This is a genomic window from Bradyrhizobium sp. T-12, from assembly GCF_058314695.1.
Window position 1 is genome coordinate 2,450,646 of sequence record NZ_CM177756.1, and the last position, 17,793, is coordinate 2,468,438.

12 protein-coding genes are annotated in these 17,793 nt (G+C 64.7%); 6 read left to right on the top strand and 6 right to left on the bottom strand.

The annotated features are described in order from the left end of the window. Positions 1 to 10 precede the first annotated feature (10 nt). Positions 11 to 1,630, bottom strand: coding sequence for a GMC family oxidoreductase (locus tag AC0WRY_RS11555; protein WP_194407101.1), 1,620 nt, complete (start codon positions 1,628 to 1,630; stop codon positions 11 to 13). Positions 1,631 to 1,804: 174 nt separating this feature from the next. On the opposite strand from AC0WRY_RS11555, the gene AC0WRY_RS11560 reads away from it, so the two are divergent. After that, positions 1,805 to 2,977 (top strand): M20 aminoacylase family protein, encoded by a 1,173-nt coding sequence (locus AC0WRY_RS11560; RefSeq protein WP_194407102.1) that lies wholly within the window; start codon positions 1,805 to 1,807, stop codon positions 2,975 to 2,977. Positions 2,978 to 3,169: 192 nt separating this feature from the next. Here AC0WRY_RS11560 and AC0WRY_RS11565 read toward each other — a convergent pair whose 3' ends face one another. From AC0WRY_RS11565 to AC0WRY_RS11575, 3 genes are all read right to left on the bottom strand, one after another. After that, on the bottom strand, positions 3,170 to 4,798 hold the full coding sequence (locus AC0WRY_RS11565) for an inorganic phosphate transporter (protein ID WP_194407103.1): 1,629 nt from the start codon (positions 4,796 to 4,798) through the stop codon (positions 3,170 to 3,172). 99 nt (positions 4,799 to 4,897) lie between these two features. Continuing rightward, entirely contained in the window at positions 4,898 to 6,340 is a 1,443-nt protein-coding gene (locus AC0WRY_RS11570) for a UdgX family uracil-DNA binding protein (protein WP_194407104.1), read from the bottom strand. Then, positions 6,340 to 7,575 carry a putative DNA modification/repair radical SAM protein gene (locus AC0WRY_RS11575; RefSeq protein ID WP_194407105.1) on the bottom strand — a complete coding sequence of 412 codons (1,236 nt, stop codon included), beginning with the start codon at positions 7,573 to 7,575 and terminating at the stop codon, positions 6,340 to 6,342. Before AC0WRY_RS11575 ends, AC0WRY_RS11570 begins: the two co-directional genes overlap by 1 nt. A 161-nt stretch (positions 7,576 to 7,736) precedes the next feature. Here AC0WRY_RS11575 and AC0WRY_RS11580 point away from each other — a divergent pair, with 161 nt between their 5' ends. Genes AC0WRY_RS11580 through AC0WRY_RS11590 form a run of 3 tightly spaced genes read left to right on the top strand, consistent with a single transcriptional unit; the run spans position 7,737 to position 13,481 of the window. Further along, positions 7,737 to 8,531: an ImuA family protein gene (locus AC0WRY_RS11580; protein WP_194407106.1), complete on the top strand. Its 795-nt coding sequence runs from the start codon at positions 7,737 to 7,739 to the stop codon at positions 8,529 to 8,531. Further along, the gene (locus tag AC0WRY_RS11585) at positions 8,422 to 10,011 is read left to right on the top strand and encodes a Y-family DNA polymerase (RefSeq protein WP_194407107.1); all 1,590 of its coding nucleotides are present in this window, start codon (positions 8,422 to 8,424) and stop codon (positions 10,009 to 10,011) included. Before AC0WRY_RS11580 ends, AC0WRY_RS11585 begins: the two co-directional genes overlap by 110 nt. Beyond that, positions 10,008 to 13,481 carry an error-prone DNA polymerase gene (locus AC0WRY_RS11590; protein WP_194407108.1) on the top strand — a complete coding sequence of 1,158 codons (3,474 nt, stop codon included), beginning with the start codon at positions 10,008 to 10,010 and terminating at the stop codon, positions 13,479 to 13,481. Before AC0WRY_RS11585 ends, AC0WRY_RS11590 begins: the two co-directional genes overlap by 4 nt. Before the next feature lie 172 nt (positions 13,482 to 13,653). Here the strand turns inward: AC0WRY_RS11590 and AC0WRY_RS11595 are convergent, their stop codons facing one another. Next, on the bottom strand, positions 13,654 to 14,424 hold the full coding sequence (locus AC0WRY_RS11595) for an SDR family NAD(P)-dependent oxidoreductase (RefSeq protein ID WP_491123117.1): 771 nt from the start codon (positions 14,422 to 14,424) through the stop codon (positions 13,654 to 13,656). 199 nt (positions 14,425 to 14,623) lie between these two features. Further along, a complete protein-coding gene (locus tag AC0WRY_RS11600; RefSeq protein WP_057027154.1) occupies positions 14,624 to 14,911 on the bottom strand; it encodes a hypothetical protein in 288 nt (95 codons plus the stop codon). A gap of 56 nt (positions 14,912 to 14,967) precedes the next feature. Here AC0WRY_RS11600 and AC0WRY_RS11605 point away from each other — a divergent pair, with 56 nt between their 5' ends. Together AC0WRY_RS11605 and AC0WRY_RS11610 are read left to right on the top strand one after the other, a co-directional pair. Then, a complete protein-coding gene (locus AC0WRY_RS11605) occupies positions 14,968 to 16,380 on the top strand; it encodes a CoA transferase (RefSeq protein WP_194407110.1) in 1,413 nt (470 codons plus the stop codon). A 145-nt stretch (positions 16,381 to 16,525) separates the two neighbouring features. Further along, complete coding sequence (locus AC0WRY_RS11610; protein WP_194407111.1) at positions 16,526 to 17,770, top strand: efflux RND transporter periplasmic adaptor subunit; 1,245 nt, start codon at positions 16,526 to 16,528, stop codon at positions 17,768 to 17,770. The last annotated feature ends 23 nt before the right edge of the window (positions 17,771 to 17,793 follow it).

A 17,793-nucleotide genomic window follows, 5' to 3' on the forward strand; every position in this document is an offset into this window, starting at 1 on the left:
TGGCGGGACGCTACTTCGCATCCTCCAGGATCATGGTCGCGCCCTTCTCGGCGATCATCGCCGTCGGCGTGTTGGTGTTGCCCGAGGTGATGGTCGGCATGATCGAGGCGTCGACGATGCGCAAGCCTTCGAGGCCGTAGAAGCGCAGGCGCTCGTCGACCACGGCCATGGGATCACTCACCGCGCCCATCTTCGCCGTGCCGACGGGATGGAAGATGGTGGTGCCGATGTCGCCGGCAGCCTTGGCCAGCGAGGCGTCGTCATCGCCGACGGTGGGGCCGGGCAGGTATTCGGTCGGGCGATATTTGGCGAGCGCCTTCTGCTGCATCAGGCGGCGCGTGGTGCGGATGGCGTCGGCGCCGACCTGGCGGTCGTCGTCGGTCGACAGGTAATTCGGCGCGATGATCGGCTTCTCGTCCGGGCTCGCCGAGCGCAGCCGCACGGTGCCGCGCGAGGTCGGCTGCAGATTGCAGGCGCTGACGGTGATGGCGGGGAAGCGGTGCAGGGGATCGCCGAACTTGTCGAGCGACAGTGGCTGCACGTGGAACTGGATGTTGGCGCGCGCGCGCGTCGCATCCGAGCGGGTGAAGATGCCGAGCTGCGAGGGCGCCATGGTCAGCGGACCACGGCGGCGGAAGGCGTAGTCGAGGCCCATCAAGCCGCGGCGGAACAGATTGTAATAGGTCTCATTCAGCGTGCGCACGCCCTCGACCTTGTAGATCGCACGCTGCTGCAGATGGTCCTGCAGATTGCGGCCGATGCCGGGCTTGTCCATCACGATGTCGATGCCGAGCGGCGACAGCCAGTCGGCGGGTCCGATGCCCGAACGATGCAGCACCTGCACCGAGCCGATGGAGCCGGCCGAGAGGATCACCTCGCGTTTCGCGCGTGCCTCGATGATCTCGCCGTTCTGGATGAAGCGCACGCCGACGGCATGGCCCTGCTCGATGATCAGGCGATCGACCAGCACATGCTTCTCGAGCCGCAGGTTCGGACGATTCAGCGCCGGCTTGAGGAAGCCGCGCGCCGAGGACCAGCGCCGGCCGCGCTTCTGGTTGACGTGGAAATAGCTGGTACCTTCGTTGTCGCCGGTGTTGAAATCCGGAATGCGCTTGATGCCCATCTCCTCGGCGGCGTCGCCGACCGCGTCGAGCACGTCCCATGACAGCCGCGGCGCTTCGATGCGCCAGCCGCCGCCGGCGCCGTGATGCTCGCTCGCGCCGAGGAAGTGGTCTTCGAGCTTCCGAAACAGCGGCAGCACGTCCTCGTAGCCCCAGCCGGTCATGCCGAGCTGGCGCCAGTGATCGTAATCGGCAGCCTGTCCGCGCATCGAGATCATGGCGTTGATCGCCGAGCAGCCGCCGATCACCTTGCCTCTGGGATAGGCGAGCGAGCGGCCGTTCAGCCCCGGCTCGGCCTCGGTCTTGAACATCCAGTCCGAGCGCGGGTTGCCGATCGCGAAGAGATAGCCCACGGGGATGTGGAACCAGATCCAGTTGTCGTCGCCGCCGGCTTCGAGGATGAGGACGCGGTTCCTGGGCTCGGCCGAGAGCCGGTTGGCGACGATGCAGCCGGCCGTGCCGGCCCCAACGACAATGTAGTCAAACTCACCTTCGAGCCGTCTTGGCATTCTGCTTCCACCCGGATGGTCACTCAACGTTTCGTCCTAATAGGCAGACGCTGCGGGCCGGGACAAGCCCGGCCATGACGACAGGACAGAGCTACCCTCAATCTGCGGGAGTTAGGTGGACTGCCGCTTGCATGGTAGACAGTCCTGCATTTTCAACAAAGCTCGAGACCCTCCATGCCCATCGTGAACCGCGTCGCCGACCTCCAACCCGATATTCAGGCCTGGCGCCGGGACATCCATGAGCATCCCGAGCTGCTGTACGATGTTCATCGCACTGCAGCATTCGTGGCGGAGCGGTTGCGCGAGTTCGGCTGCGATGAAGTCGTGACCGGCCTCGGCCAGACCGGCGTCGTCGGCGTGATCAAGGGCAGCAAGCCGGCCGGCGAGGGGCTCAAGGTGATCGGCATGCGTGCCGACATGGATGCGCTGCCGGTCGACGAGCAGACCAACCTGCCTTACGCCTCCAAGACCCCGGGCAAGATGCACGCTTGCGGTCATGACGGTCACACCGCGATGCTACTCGGGGCAGCCCGCTACCTCGCCGAGACCCGCAACTTCGCCGGCGATGCGATCGTGATCTTCCAGCCTGCCGAGGAGGGCGGCGCCGGCGGCGCGGCCATGGTCAAGGACGGCCTGATGGAACGCTTCGGCATCGAGCAAGTCTACGGCATGCACAACGGCCCGGGCATCCCGATCGGCTCGTTCGCGATCCGGCCCGGTCCGATCATGGCGGCGACCGACGAGCTCGATATCAACATCGAAGGCGTCGGCGGTCACGCCGCGCGTCCGCACAAATGCATCGATTCCGTGCTGGTCGGGGCGCAGGTGATCACCGCCTTGCAGTCGATCGTCGCACGCAGCGTCGATCCCCTGGAATCGGCCGTGATCTCGATCTGCGAATTCCACGCCGGCAACGCCCGCAACGTCATTCCGCAGACCGCGACGTTGAAGGGCACCATCCGCACGCTCTCGCCCGAGGTGCGCAAGCTCGTCGAGAAGCGCGTGCACGAGGTGGTCGCGGGCGTCGCCCAGATCACCGGCGCCAAGATCGACCTGCGCTATCAACGCAATTATCCCGTCGTGAACAACCACGCCGCGGAGACCGAGGTGGCGCGCCGCATCGCCAGGCAGGTCGCAGGCGATGCGAATGTGCACGAGATGCCACCGCTGATGGGCGGCGAGGATTTCGCTTATATGCTGGAAGCGCGGCCCGGCGCCTTCATCTTCTGCGGCAACGGCGACAGCGCCGGCCTGCATCACCCCGCCTACAATTTCAACGACGAGGCGATCGTGTATGGCACGTCGTACTGGGTGAAGCTGGTCGAGGAATCGCTGGCGGCGTCGTAAGGCTTTTTCTTCACCTAGCCCCGCTTGCGGTCGGGCATCGCGAATGAGGTTTGGGCTGGGGCATTGACACCAACCACGACGTCATGCCCGGGCTTGTCCCGGCCATCCACGCCTTTCCACGCGCTGAGAACGTGAATGCCCGGGACAAGCCCGGGCATGACGACGTCTGTGCAGTCTTGAGAGGCAAGAGCTTTAGAAGATCCGCGAGAAGATCACGTAGAGCGTGGCCGACAGCATGATCGCGCAGGGCAGCGTCAGCACCCAGGCCATCAGCAGGTTGCGAATGGTCGACCATTGCAGGCCCGAGCCGTTCGCCGCCATGGTGCCGGCGACGCCTGACGACAGCACGTGGGTGGTCGAGACCGGCAGGCCGAACACGTCGGCGGCACCGATCGTGGCGGCCGCCACGAGCTCGGCCGAGGCGCCCTGCGCGTAGGTGAGATGGGTCTTGCCGATCTTCTCACCGACGGTGACGACGATGCGCTTCCAGCCGATCATGGTGCCGAGGCCGAGCGCGATGGCAACCGCGATCTTCACCCAATTCGGGATGAACTTGGTGGCAGCATCGAGCGAGCCCTTGTAGGCGTTCAGGGTCGCGATCTCGTCCTTGCCGAGATCGTTCTCCTTGTCCTTCATCAGGAAGCGGATGGCTTCCGAGGTCATGTACATGTCGTTGCGGGTGTTGCCGACGGCCTCCGCCGGCACTTTGCTCAGCGAGCCGTATTGGGCAACTTGATTGCCGACATCCTTCACCAGCACGGCGAGCGAGGGATAGGTGCCTTCGTTGAGCTGACGCAGCGCGATGTATTGCGTCACGGCGGGGCGGGGATCACCGATGATGCTGTGGCCGGCGCCTTTCGCCGCGATCACCCTGGACGCGGCCTCCGAGGTCTTCTGGAATTGGGCGACCTGGGATTCCGGCAGCGCGCGGTTGAGGGCGTAAGCCGTCGGCACGGTGCCGATCAGGATCAGCATGATCAGGCCCATGCCCTTCTGGCCGTCATTGGAGCCGTGCGCGAAGCTGACGCCGGTGCAGGTTGCGATCAAGAGGCCGCGGATCCAGAGCGGCGGCGCCTTGTTGCCCTCGGGCGCGGCGTAGAGCGCCGGGTTGCGCACGATGAACTTGAGCAGCAGCAGCAGCACGGCGGCGCAGATGAAGCCGAACAGCGGCGACAGCAGCAGTGCGTAGCCGATCTCGGTCGCCTTGGTCCAGTCCACGCCCGAAGTGCCGTCGCGGCCGCGCATGACGGCGTTGGCGACGCCGACGCCGATGATCGAGCCGATCAGCGTGTGCGAGGAGGAGGCGGGCAGGCCGAAGAACCAGGTGCCGAGATTCCACAGGATCGCGGCGATCAGCAGCGCGAACACCATCGCGAAGCCGGCGCTGGAGCCGACCTGGAGGATCAGCTCGACCGGCAGCAGCGAGACGATGCCGAAGGCGACCGCGCCGGAGGAGAGCAGCACGCCGAGAAAGTTGAAGAAGCCCGACCACATCACCGCGACTTCGGCCGGCAGTGAATGGGTGTAGATCACGGTCGCAACCGCATTGGCGGTGTCGTGGAAGCCGTTGACGAATTCGAAGCCGAGCGCGATCAGCAGCGCGACGAGCAGGAGGATGTAGGGCAGATAGGTCGTCACCTTCGTGCCGGTGGCGTTGACGTCGGCATAGATGCTGTAGGCGACGAACAGCAGGCCCGCGGCGAGGATGCCGAAGAACAAAATCATCGTCAGTGGATTGAAGCCCTTGTCGAGATTCGGCCGCGAGGCCGGCTGAACGGGCGCGGGATCGGCTACCGCGCGGTCGAATGCAACATCGGTCATGTCTGGACGCCCCTTACCTTGCAGTTGAGGGGCATTGTCCGCGATGGATTTGAAGGCTGGATGACAAGCGGCGGTTGAAGGCCGCTTTCCCACCACTATTCAGGCGGCGTGCGCGGCTTTCCTCTGCAGGCCCGCTGCAATCTTCAGATCTTCGACAAAGCGCCGATATTCCAGCACCTTGGCCTCCGGATCGGGCAGTCGCAGCAGATAGGACGGGTGCACCGTCACCAGAGCCTTTCGCCCGTCGGGAAGGTCTATGAGGCGGCCGCGGGTCTTGCCGATCGGGGTGATCTTGCCGAACACGCTCTGCGCCGCGGTGGCACCCATCGCTACGATCAGATCGGGTTGGATTACTGAGACTTCCCGCTCGAACCATTGCCGGCACGCCCGGATCTCCGGCGTATTCGGCTTCTGGTGCAGGCGGATCTTTCCACGCGGCACGAATTTGAAGTGCTTGACGGCGTTGGTGACATAGACCTTCTTGCGGTCGACCCCGGCTTCCGCAAGCGCACGGTCGAGCATCTGCCCGGCCGGGCCGACGAAGGGGTGGCCCGCGAGGTCTTCCTTGTCGCCGGGCTGCTCGCCGACCAGCATGATGTTGGCCGATCTCGGGCCTTCGCCGAATACGGTCTGTGTCGCGTCCTTGTAGAGAGGACAGGCGCGGCAATGCGCGGCCTCCTCGCGGAGGGTTTCGAGATCGTCGGCGGCGGTCTTGCGTGGCATCGGAGCCTCCGGCCGCTTCTGGGGCTTGTGCGGATCGGTTGCGGCGTTGGCGATCATGGCGCCGGTCATGCGCTCGGCGTCCTCGATCAAGGGCTTAATGATCGAGGCTTCGGGCAGGTTCCTCCAGTATTTCTTCGGCATCTCGGCCTGCATCGCCTTCACCTTGAGCCGGGCCGGATTGAAGATGCTGGCGTAGTAGCGCCGCCAGGTTTCCTCCAGTCGATCCTCGCCCGGCGCCTCGCTCTTGCTGACACCCGGTGTGAACGCGAGCGCATGGCCATCCCAATGCGCGCAGAGGTCCGGCGTCAGGATCGACCAGGGCATGTCGGCGAAGCGTTTGGCGAAGAACGGCGCTGCGAGCTCGACGATGTGATGCTCCGGCTCGAACCAGGCGACGTAATGCGCTGCGCGTTCCCTGCCGATCTCGCGGAAGCGCACGAAGGCATGCATCTTGTGCTCGTCGCGATGGACCGCTCTCGCCATGGCGGTGACTTGCGCGACGTCAGGGTCGGTCGCGGCCTCGATGAGATCGTGATTGTCCTTCAGCCGAAACAGCAGCCGATAGAGGATGGCAAAGCGCTCGGGATCGCGGTGCAGGATCGCTGCTTTCGCGAGTTCGATGAACTTGCCTGATACGTTGAAGGTGCCGTCGTTCACCTCGAGGATTGGTGACGGCGCGGGCGGGGCGAACAGCTCGGCTTCGCCGCCTTGCACGGCAAAGGTGACATCGGCGGGCCTCACGTGGTGAAGCACGAGGCTGCGGGCGGCTGTGCGCCAGCCGTCGAAATCGGTTTCGGTCTCGAGGGTGATGTACTGCATCAGAAGCCAAATCCCAATTGTGTTGCCTTCGGCTTGAACCGTTCGATCAGCCGCGCGTCGTCGAGACGGTACGGCGAAGGGCGGTGATCGCTGAGGACGATGAACGGCAGCGCCTTGTGCTTGGGCACATGCAGCCGTGCGAGATCGGCGAAGCGGATCGTGGTGGTGCGCCGTGTCGCGATGATGCGTTCGACCGCCTTGGTGCCGAAGCCGGGCACACGCAGCAGCTCCTCGCGGCTGGCGCGATTGACGTCGAGCGGAAAGCGGTCGCGGTGGCGCAGCGCCCAGGCGAGCTTTGGATCGATGTCGAGCGGCAGCATCGCGCTGTCGTCGACGATCTCCGCAACGTCGAAGCCGTAGAACCGCATCAGCCAGTCGGCCTGATAGAGCCGGTGCTCGCGCAGCAGCGGCGGCTGCACCAGCGGCAAGGCGCGGCTCGCGTCGGGGATCGGGCTGAAGGCGGAATAATAGACGCGCCGCAGCTTGTACGAGCCGTAGAGATTGGAGCTGGTGTGGAGAATGGTGTGATCGGAGGCGCTGTCGGCGCCGACGATCATCTGCGTGCTCTGGCCCGCCGGCGCGAAGCGCTGCGGCCTCGCCTTCGTCTTTGCTTTGCGGTCGTCCTCGGCTTCGTCCAGCTTCAGCCGCAGCCGGCCCATGGTGCGGCGGATCGCGCGCACGTCCTTCTCGGGCGCGAATTGCTGCAGGCTGGTCTCCTCGGGCATCTCGATATTGATGGAGAGGCGGTCGGCATATTTGCCGGCCTCCGCGATCAATGCGTCATCGGCCTCGGGAATGGTCTTGAGATGAATGTAGCCGCGGAAGTGATGCTCCTCGCGCAGTCTTCGCGCGACGCTGACCACCTGCTCCATGGTGTAATCGGGGCTGCGGATGATGCCGGAGGAAAGGAACAGGCCCTCGATGTAATTGCGCCGGTAGAAGTCGAGCGTCAGCTTGACCACTTCCTCGATGGTGAAGCGGGCGCGCGGCACGTTCGAGGAGGCGCGGTTGACGCAATAGAGGCAATCGTAATTGCAGGCGTTGGTCAGCAGCACCTTGAGCAGGGAGATGCAGCGTCCGTCCGGTGCGTAGGAATGGCAGATGCCCATGCCGGGCGCGGTCGAGCCCATGCCCTTGCGGTCGCTGGAATCCCGCTTTTCAGTACCGCTGGAGGCACAGGACGCGTCGTACTTGGCGGCGTCGGCCAGGATTTCCAGCTTGCGTTGTACGTCCATGTTTGAATCCCGTTGATTCCACTGATGAATCCGCAAGCGCGCCAATTCGATTGACTCTCCGCGCGCCGTTAGCTTTATATTAGAACATATCATGAACAAATGAGCCAGCCATTGGTTCTCTTCGAGAGCCACCGGCAATCACCTCTGAAGGAGCGGCGAGCATGAGCGGCGCACGTCTAAGCGCGCTTGCGACCTTGCGCGGCCAGATCGAACGCATCGAGACCGCGGAGATCGTGCACCAGCACGATCGGGTCGCGCTCGGCCATAACGAGGTCGATGCCGTGCTGAAGGGCGGGCTCGCGCGCGCGGCGATCCATGAGGTGTTTTGCGAGGGGCGGCAGGGTACGACCGCCACAGGATTCGTCATGGGTCTTGCGGGACGCGTGAGCGCGCAGCGGCCGCTGTTGTGGGTGCGGCAGGATTTTTCGGAACTGGAAGCCGGCGCGCTGTCGATGAGCGGGCTCAAAGAGCTCGGCCTCGACCCGCGCCGCGTGGTGACGGTGCGCGCCGCCGATGTCGAGAGCGCGCTGCGAACCTCGGCCGATGCGCTTGCCTGCGACGCGCTGGGGGCCGTCGTGCTCGAGCTCTGGGGGGAGACCAGGCAGTTCGATCTCGTGGCGAGCCGCAAGCTGACGCTGGCCGCGCAAGGCTCCGGCGTCACCGGTCTCTTGCTGCGCATGGCGGCGCAGCCGCTGCCCTCGACCGCAGAGACCAGGTGGATGTTGCGCGCGGCACATTCGCCGCCGGGAGCTGTGTGGAGTGCCTGGGGCGCGCCGCGCTTCGATGCCGAGCTCTTGCGCAATCGTCATGGCCCCTGCGGCCGGTGGATCATGGAATGGAATTGTGATGAGTGCCAGTTCAGTGAGCCGAAGGCGTATTCTCAGCTTGTGGCTGCCGCGCCTGCCCATCGACCGGATCCAGCGGTTCTTGCAGGTGAGCGGCGGCGCGCAGGATGAACCCGGCATCGTCGTCATCAAGGACAACAATGCGCTGGTGATCCATGCGCTGGACGAGGCCGCCGAGCGCCTCGGCCTGTATATCGGCCAGCCGCTGGCGAATGCGCGGGCGATGTGTCCGGATTTGCGTGTATTCGACGCCGATGTCGTGGCCGATGCGAAGACGCTCAGCGACATCGCCGATTGGTGCGATCGCTTCACGCCGCTGGTGGCGCTCGATCCGCCGCATGGGCTGTTCCTCGATATCACCGGCTGCGCACATCTGTTCGGCGGCGAGGCTGCGCTGCTCAAGACGCTGGTCCGCGCGCTCGCCCGCCAGGGCTTTGCCGTCGGTGCGGCGATCGCCGGCACGTCGATCTGCGCGCGTACGCTGACGCGGCAGGCATCTGGCAGCATCGTTGCCGATGGCAACGAGGCGGCGGCGATCGAGCGGTTTCCGGTGTCCGCGCTCGGTGCGGACGAGGCCATCACCACCGGCTTGCGCCGCGCCGGCCTCAAGACCATCGGCGACGTCGCATCGCGCAGCGCCTCCGAGATCACGGCGCGGTTCGGCGCCCGGTTCTCCACGCTGCTCGCGCATGCGCTGGGGCAGGGCGATGCGCCGATCAGCCCGCGCAAGCCGCTGCCCGATTACATCGTCGAGAAGCGCTTTGCCGAACCGATCGCGACCGACACCATGATCGCAATGACGCTGTCGCGGCTCGCCGACACCTTGATCGCATCGATGGAGAAACAGGGCAAAGGCGCGCGGCGGCTCGAAGCCGCCTTCTTCCGCACCGACGGCGTGGTGCGCGCCATCATGGTCGAGACCGGACGTCCCGTGACGCGAAGCGCGGTGATCGACCGCCTGTTCCGCGAGCGGCTCGATGCGCTCGCAGATCCCCTCGATCCCGGTTTCGGCTTCGACATGGTGCGCCTGTCGGCGAGCCGCACCGAGATCGTGGTGCAGGAGCAGCGCGATCTCGACGCCCATGTCCATGACAATGACGAGCTTGCCGCGCTGATCGACCGCATCGCCGCGCGCATCGGGGGGAAACGCGTCGTCGTGCACCTGCCGGAGGATACCCATATTCCTGAATGTGCGGTGATGGCCGCGCCGGCGCAGCATCATCTCGCAGCCGCCATGCAGGCCGAATGGCCCGCGCGTGTCGAGAGCGAGCCGCCGCTGCGTCCCCTGAGGTTGTTCGACAAGCCGGAGCCGATCAAGGTGCCGTTCGCGGCCGTGCCGGATGGTCCGCCGCATCAATTTACCTGGCGCCGCGCGCTGCATGCCGTGGTGCGGGTGGAGGGGCCCGAGCGCATCGCGATGGAATGGTGGCGGCAGGACGGCAAGCAGCTGACGCGTGATTATTTCCGCATCGAGGATGCCGAGGGCCTGCGCTTCTGGATCTTTCGCGATGGTCTTTACGAGGGAGAGGTGTTCGATGGCGATGGCAAGCCCGCTTCTCCCGGCTGGTATGTGCACGGTCTCTTCGCATGACGTCCCCCGCCTATGCCGAGATCGGCATCACCACGAACTTCTCTTTCCTGCGCGGCGGCTCGGATCCGCGCGCCTATGTGCGTCAGGCGAGCGAGCTCGGCCTTCCCGCGATCGGAATCGCCGACCACAACACGCTAGCCGGCGTGGTGCGAGCGTGGAGTGAGCTCGACAACGATAAGGTGGTGCACAAGCCGAAACTGCTGATCGGCGCGCGCATCGTCTTCAGCGACGGCACGCCCGACATTCTGGTCTACCCGCGCGACCGCGCCGCCTATGGCCGGCTGTGCCAGCTCCTGACCCGGGGCAAGCGTGGCGACGACATCACGCGGATCGAGAAGGGCGAGTGCCGTCTCGCCTTTGCCGATCTCCTGGAGTTTTCGGAAGGACAGCTCCTGGTCCTGACGCTGCCGCATCGCTTCGAGCCAGTGCAGGCGCTGGATGTCCTCGCAAAGCTGAAAGCAAGCCGCGCCGAGGGCGTGTGGCTGGCGGCGAGCCTGGTCTATCGCGGTGACGACCGCCGCCGCCTCGCGCGGCTCGATGATCTCGCGATGAAGGCAAAGGTGCCGCTGCTCGCGACCAACGAGGTGCTCTATCACGATCCCGATCGCCGTCCGCTACAGGATGTGCTGACCTGCATCCGGGAAAAGACCACGATCGAAGCTGTGGGGCGGAAGCTCGAGGCCAATGCCGAACGGTTCTTGAAGACGCCGCGCGAGATGGCGCGGCTGTTCCGCGATATCCCCGATGCGATCGCACAGACCATGCGCTTTGCGGACAGGATTACATTCACACTCGACCAGCTCAAATACCAATATCCTGACGAGCCGGTGCCGCCGGGCAAGACCGCGCAGGGACATCTGGAGGACCTGACCTGGGCGGGCGTCGACAAATACTTTGGTGGCAATATCGACGCCAAGCTGCGCGCGACGCTCAACAAGGAGCTCGCGCTGATCGCCGAGCTGAAATACGCGCATTACTTCCTCACCGTGCATGACATCGTGCACTACGCGCGCAGCCAGAACATTCTGTGCCAGGGGCGGGGATCGGCGGCGAATTCGGCCGTGTGCTACGTGCTCGGCATTACCTCGGTCGATCCGACCAAGGTCGATCTGCTGTTCGAGCGCTTCATCTCCAAGGAGCGGCTGGAGCCGCCCGATATCGACGTCGATTTCGAGCATTCGCGCCGCGAGGAGGTGATGCAATATGTCTATCGCCGCTACGGCCGCCACCGCGCCGCGATCATCGCCACCGTCATCCATTATCGCCCGCGCAGTGCCATTCGCGACGTCGGCAAGGCACTGGGCCTGACCGAGGACGTCACCGCCGCGCTCGCCGACACCGTCTGGGGCAGCTGGGGCAAGGGCCTCAACGACATGCAGGTCCGGCAGGCCGGGCTCGATCCCAAAAACCCCATGATCAACCTCGCGGTCGAGCTTGCGACCGAGCTGATCGAATTCCCGCGCCATCTTTCCCAGCATGTCGGCGGCTATGTGCTGACGCAGGACCGGCTCGACACCTATGTGCCGATCGGCAATGCCGCGATGGACGACCGCACCTTCATCGAATGGGACAAGGACGACGTCGACGCACTCAGCATGATGAAGGTCGACGTGCTCGCGCTGGGCATGCTGACCTGCATCCGCAAGTGCTTTGATCTGATCGACCAGCATAAGGGCGAGCGCTACGCGCTCGCGGATATCAAGGGAGAAGATGACGACGAAGTCTATCAAATGCTGCAGCGGGGAGAGTCGCTCGGGGTGTTCCAGGTCGAGAGTCGCGCCCAGATGAACATGCTGCCGCGCCTGAAGCCGCGGACGTTTTACGACCTCGTCATCGAAGTCGCGATCGTGCGGCCCGGGCCGATCCAGGGCGACATGGTGCATCCTTACTTAAGGCGTCGGAAAATGAAGCCGGAGGATATCGAGTATCCTTATCCGAAGGGTGGCAATAAGAACGAGCTTCGTGAGGTCCTGCACAAAACACTCGGTGTGCCCCTGTTCCAGGAGCAGGCCATGCGGATTGCGATCGTGGCCGCAGAGTTCACCTCGGAAGAGGCCAACGGATTGCGGCGTGCCATGGCAACGTTCCGCAACGTCGGGACCATCGGCAATTTCGAAGAGAAAATGATCGGCAATATGATCCGTCGAGGGTACGATCCTCAATTCGCGCGAAACTGCTTCGACCAGATCAAAGGCTTTGGTTCCTACGGCTTTCCCGAGAGTCATGCGGCGAGCTTCGCGCAACTCGTCTATATCTCGTCGTGGCTGAAATACCATCACCCTGACGCGTTCTGCTGCGGCCTGTTGAACTCGCAGCCGATGGGGTTTTATGCCCCGGCGCAGATTGTCGGCGACGCCCGCAAGAACGGCGTCGAGATTCGTGACATCGACGTATCCTGCAGCTTTGCGCAAAACACGCTGGAGGAGGGGAACGGCAAATATTGCGCGGTGCGTCTCGGCTTCCGTCAGATCGACGGATTCCACTGGCTGGACGAGGATGAGGAGCGGCTGAAGCGCTCTCAGCTGTCATTCCGGGGCGCTCCGCTTGGCGCGAGCCCGGAATCCATCGGGCCGCATACGCCTGGAGGAATGGATTCTCAGATGCGCAATTGCGCATCAGAGCTCGACGCTGACGCGTCCTGGAATGACAGGAAGGAAGACTGGGCCGACCGCATCGTCGCCGCCCGCAAGCGCCGGCCCTTCACCTCGCTGGAAGACTTTGCCCGCGACACCGGTCTGCCCAAGCGCGCGCTGATCCTGCTGGCGGATGCCGACGCGTTCCGCTCGCTCGGGCTCGACCGCCGCGAAGCGCTGTGGCAGGTGCGGCGGCTGCCTGATGATGTGCCGCTGCCGCTGTTCGAGGCGGCGACCGCCCGCGAGCAGCCGGACGAGCATGCCAAGCCTCTGCCCGAGATGCCGCTCCCCGAGCAGGTTGTCGCGGATTACCAGACCATCCGGCTGTCGCTGAAGGGTCATCCGATGGAATTTCTGCGCGAGATGTTTTCGCGTGAGCGGATCGTCGCCTGCAGGGAGATCAGCCACGAGAACGAGCGGCGCCGCGTCCGCTGTGCGGGCGTGGTGCTGGTCCGGCAGCGGCCGGGCAGCGCCAGCGGCGTCGTGTTCATGACGCTGGAGGACGAAACCGGCATCGCCAATGTCGTGGTGTGGCCGAAGATCATGGAGCAATATCGGAAAGAAGTGATGGGCGCGCGCCTCATCGAGGTTCACGGCTATATCCAGAGCAGCCCCGAGAAGGTGACGCATCTGATCGCCCAGCGCATGATCGACCGCTCGCACGATCTGGTCGGTCTTGCCAACGATGCGCTGAGCCGCAAGCATTCGGCGCCGGCAGGCGCCACACTGGTCGAGCCGCTCAATGAAGACCCCCGCGCGCTCGCGGATATGCCCGCGCAAAAGATCCGCCACCCCCGAAACGTGCGCATCCTGCCGCCGTCGCGGGATTTCCATTGAGGGATGGCGCGGGATGCCTCTACACCGTCATTGCGACGACGGTGCGCCACACTCTCGGTCGTCATGCCCGGGCTTGACCCGGGCATCCACGTTGTTCAGCGAGCGCGGCAACGCGTGGATGGCTGGGACAAGCCCGGCCATGACGGAAGAGAGAGCCCGGCAAGCCGCATCCTCAAAAATTCACCCGGTTCGAGATCGCCCCATCCACGACGAGATTCGATCCCGTGGTGAATCCCGACACCGGGCTCGCCAGAAACACCGCGGCGTTCGCGATGTCCTGCGGCGTTGCCATGCGGCCGGTCGGATTGCGCTTCATCGCGTCGTTGTAACGCTCGGGCATGTTCTTCTCGATCATCTCCCAGACGCCGCCCTTGAAATAGACCGTGCCGGGCGACACGACATTCACGCGAATCCTCTTCCTGGCGTATTGCCGCGCCAGTCCCTTGGCCATGTGGATCAGCGCCGCCTTGATCGGGCCGTAGGAGCTGGCCGTGTCGGCCTGCGCTGCCGAGATCGAGGAAATGATGACGAAGGCGGCGTCGCCGCTGCTCGCCCCACTGGCCTCGAGAAGCGGCCGCGCAGCGTCGAACGCGTGCACGGCACCGAGCACGTCGAGCCGGAAATTCTGCTCCCACGAGGCAGGATCGTGGCCCTGCGCCATCGCGCCGGCATTGGCGAACAAAAGGTCTACGCCGCCAAGCTCCTTGGCCGCGTCCTCGATCCAGGATTTCAGCGCCGCGCCGTCGGTGACGTCGACCGCGCCGCCGGTCGCCTTGATGCCGCTCGCCTTCAGTTCCGCGACAGTGGCCGCGACCTGATCGGCGTTGCGCGCGCACACCGCGACATTGGCGCCTTCACCGGCGAGCGTCGCCGCGATCGCCCGCCCGATGCCGCGCGTGCCGCCGAGGACGATGGCGTTCTTGCCTTTGAGACCGAGATCCATTGTTGGCTCCTTTTTTTGGTGCCGCGAGTGTAGCTGTTTCAGGAGATCCGCATAAGCCTTCACATCGTCATTGGAGCCAACGGGTCCGAGCAAAGCGCGGCCCGATGACAGGCTCCGCGAAGCAATCCAGAAATGCTTCCGCGGAAACAGTCTGGATTGCTTCGTCGCAAGAGCTCCTCGCAATGACGGGGAGAGACCCTCATTCCGGCGCCGCTCCCACCGGCGGGCCGCCGGGCGGGCGGTGCAGGAAAGTCAGCGAGGCATAGGCGCCGGCCCAGGAGCCGATGGCCGCGAAGGCGACGTAGAAGGCGTTTTCGGTGTAGCTGATCACGGCATAGGAGGAGAGCAGGTACCAGACCGCGCTCCAGTTCGCCGCCGGAATGCGCTTGCGCGCGATCACGGCCGAGGTGAACATGACATAGACGGCATCGGTGGCCGCCGTCGCGATGAATACGGCACCTGCGATGAGGGGATCGATGGCGGCCATTGCAAACCTTTCTGTGAACGTGACATGGTCGGGAAAACTAAAGGGAGAGAAGCGGCATGCAAAGCCCCGCCGACATTCTCAAGGACATCTGGACCTCTGCAGGTGGTGACGCGGCCGCCCTCGATCGCGTGCGGCTGACCGGCGAGGAGCCTCAAATCCCGTCCTCGTTTCGCGTCGCGGTCGCCGGGCAGACGACGATCGCTGCCGCCGGCCTTGCTGCTGCTGAAATCTGGCGGCTGCGCAGCGGCGAGACGCAGCAAGTTTCCGTCGACATGCGCCACGCCGTCGCCGAATGCCGCTCCGAGCGCTATCTCCGTCTCGACGACAAACCGCCGCCGCCGGCCTGGGACGCCATCGCCGGCGTCTACAGGACCGGCGATGGCCGCTTCGTTCGCTGCCACACCAACTTCCCGCACCATCGTGACGCCGTCTGCAAGGTGCTTGCCTGCGAGCCGGAGCGCGACAAGGTGCAGGCGGCGCTCATGCATTGGAAGGGCGAGGATTTCGAGACTGCGGCTTACGCCGCGGGCGGCGTCGTTGCCCTGATGCGCAGCTACGACGAGTGGTCCGCGCTGCCCCAGGCGTGCGCGCTCGCGCAATTGCCGCTGATCTCGATCGAAAAGATCGGCGAAGCCGCGCCGAAGCCGTGGCCACAAGGATCATCGAGCGACGATCGTCCGCTTTCGGGCCTTCGCGTGCTCGATCTCTCCCGTGTCATCGCAGGTCCCGTCGCCGGCCGCACGCTCGCCGCGCACGGCGCTGATGTGCTGCTGGTGTCGGGTCCGGAGCTGCCCGCCATCGACTGGCTCACCATCGACACCGGCCGCGGCAAGCTCACCACCTTCATCGAACTGAAGAGCGAAGCGGGCAGGGCGCAGTTGCGCGAATTGCTGGCGGATGCCGACATCTTCTCGCAAGGCTATCGCCCGCATGCGCTCGCCGCGATCGGCTTCGCGCCGGAGGATGCAGCGAAGATCAATCCCGGCATCGTCTATGTTACGCTGTCGGCCTATGGCCATGCCGGTCCCTGGGCCGAGCGCCGCGGCTTCGACTCGCTCGTGCAGACCACGACCGGATTCAACCACGCCGAAGGGCGCGCGGCCGGCCTCGATGGTCCCAAGGAATTGCCGGCGCAGATGCTCGACCACGCCACCGGCTATCTGATGGCGTTCGGCGCGATGATGGCCAAGGCGCGTCAGGCGAGCGAGGGCGGCAGCTGGCACGTACGCGTGTCGCTGGCGCAGACCGGGCGCTGGCTCTGGAATCTCGGCCGGCTCGACGGCGGACTGAACACCCCGGATCTTACGGGCGAGGCCGTACATGCTGCGTTCATCGAGAGCATGCCATCTGGCTTCGGCATATTGAAGGCGGTGCGCCATTCGGCGCTGCTATCGACGACACCGGCACAATGGTCTCGTCCGGCGATGCCGCTCGGCTCTCATCCGGCACGGTGGCCGGAGCGAAGCTGACGTGAAGCTGACACGTCGCAAAAATTTAACGCAAACCGAAAGGTGCGCAGCGTTTTTTAGGTTGTCTGAAATCCTAATTCGGCACTATTAGCGCAACCGATAAGGCAGGTACCTGCCGAGATCGTCGCAGACACGACCGGGCTCCATGGTAGATCAAAATACCAAGCTATTGCAGGTGTTTACAAAACAACGGGTGATCACATCCGTAGTTCTACTAGCTCTTGCCGGCGCCGGTGCCTACGGTTTCCTGTCCTTGGGCCCCAAGGAAAAGAAGCACTCCGAGATCTCCAGCCAGTCGCGCAGGAATGCGCAGAACTTCACGCCGACGCCGTCCGAATGGGCGACGCTGACGATCGAGCCGGTCAAAGCCAGGGCCTTCCGCGCCGAATACGTCACCGAAGGCAAGGTCGCCGTCGACGAGGACCGTTCGACGCCGGTGTTCTCGCCCTATGCCGGCCGCGTCACCAAGCTGCTGGCCAAGCCGGGTGAGACGCTGAAGCAAGGTCAACCGCTGTTCACAATCGAGGCCGCCGACACGGTGCAGGCCCAGAACGATTTCATCGCGGCGATGACCTCGCAGAACAAGGCGAAGTCGGCGCTCGAACTTTCCGATATCCAGTACAAGCGCGCCAAGGACCTCTATGAGGGCCATGCCATTCCGCTGAAGGACTATCAGCAGGCGGAAGCGACGCAGGTTCAGGCGCGCAACGACATGCGCTCCTCGCAGACCGCGCTGGAAGCCGCACGCAACAAGCTCCGCATCCTCGGCTTCACCGACGAGACCATCAAGGCGTTCCAGGACAAGGGCGCCATCAATCCGGAAGTCACGATCTATTCGCCGATCGCCGGCACGGTGGTACAGCGCAAGATCGGCCCGGGCCAGTACGTCAATTCCGGTGCCAGCGATCCGGTCTTCGTGATCGGCGACCTCTCCACGGTCTGGCTCACCGCCTTCGTGCGCGAGAGCGACGCGGCCGCCGTGTGCATCGGGCAGGACATCACCGTCAACGTGATGGCGCTGCCGGGCCGGCCGCTGACCGCCAGGATCAACTACGTCGCCGCCGCCATCGATCCCAACACCCGCCGCCTGCTGGTCCGCGCCACCATCGACAACAAGGACGGCCTGCTCAAGCCGGAGATGTTCGCGAACGTCACGATCTATTCGGCCGGCGACCGCGCCGCTCCGGCCGTGCCGAAACAGGCCCTGATCTATGAAGCCGACAAGGTTCGTATCTGGGTCGCGCGTGAGGACAAATCGGTCGAACTGCGCCAGATCAAGATCGGCCTCATCAACGGCAACCTCGTCGAAGTCACCAGCAATCTGAAACCCGGCGAGCAGATCGTCACCAAGGGCAGCCTGTTCATCGACCGCGCGGCGTCCGGCAGCTGATCGACGACCCAAGAAAATTGAAG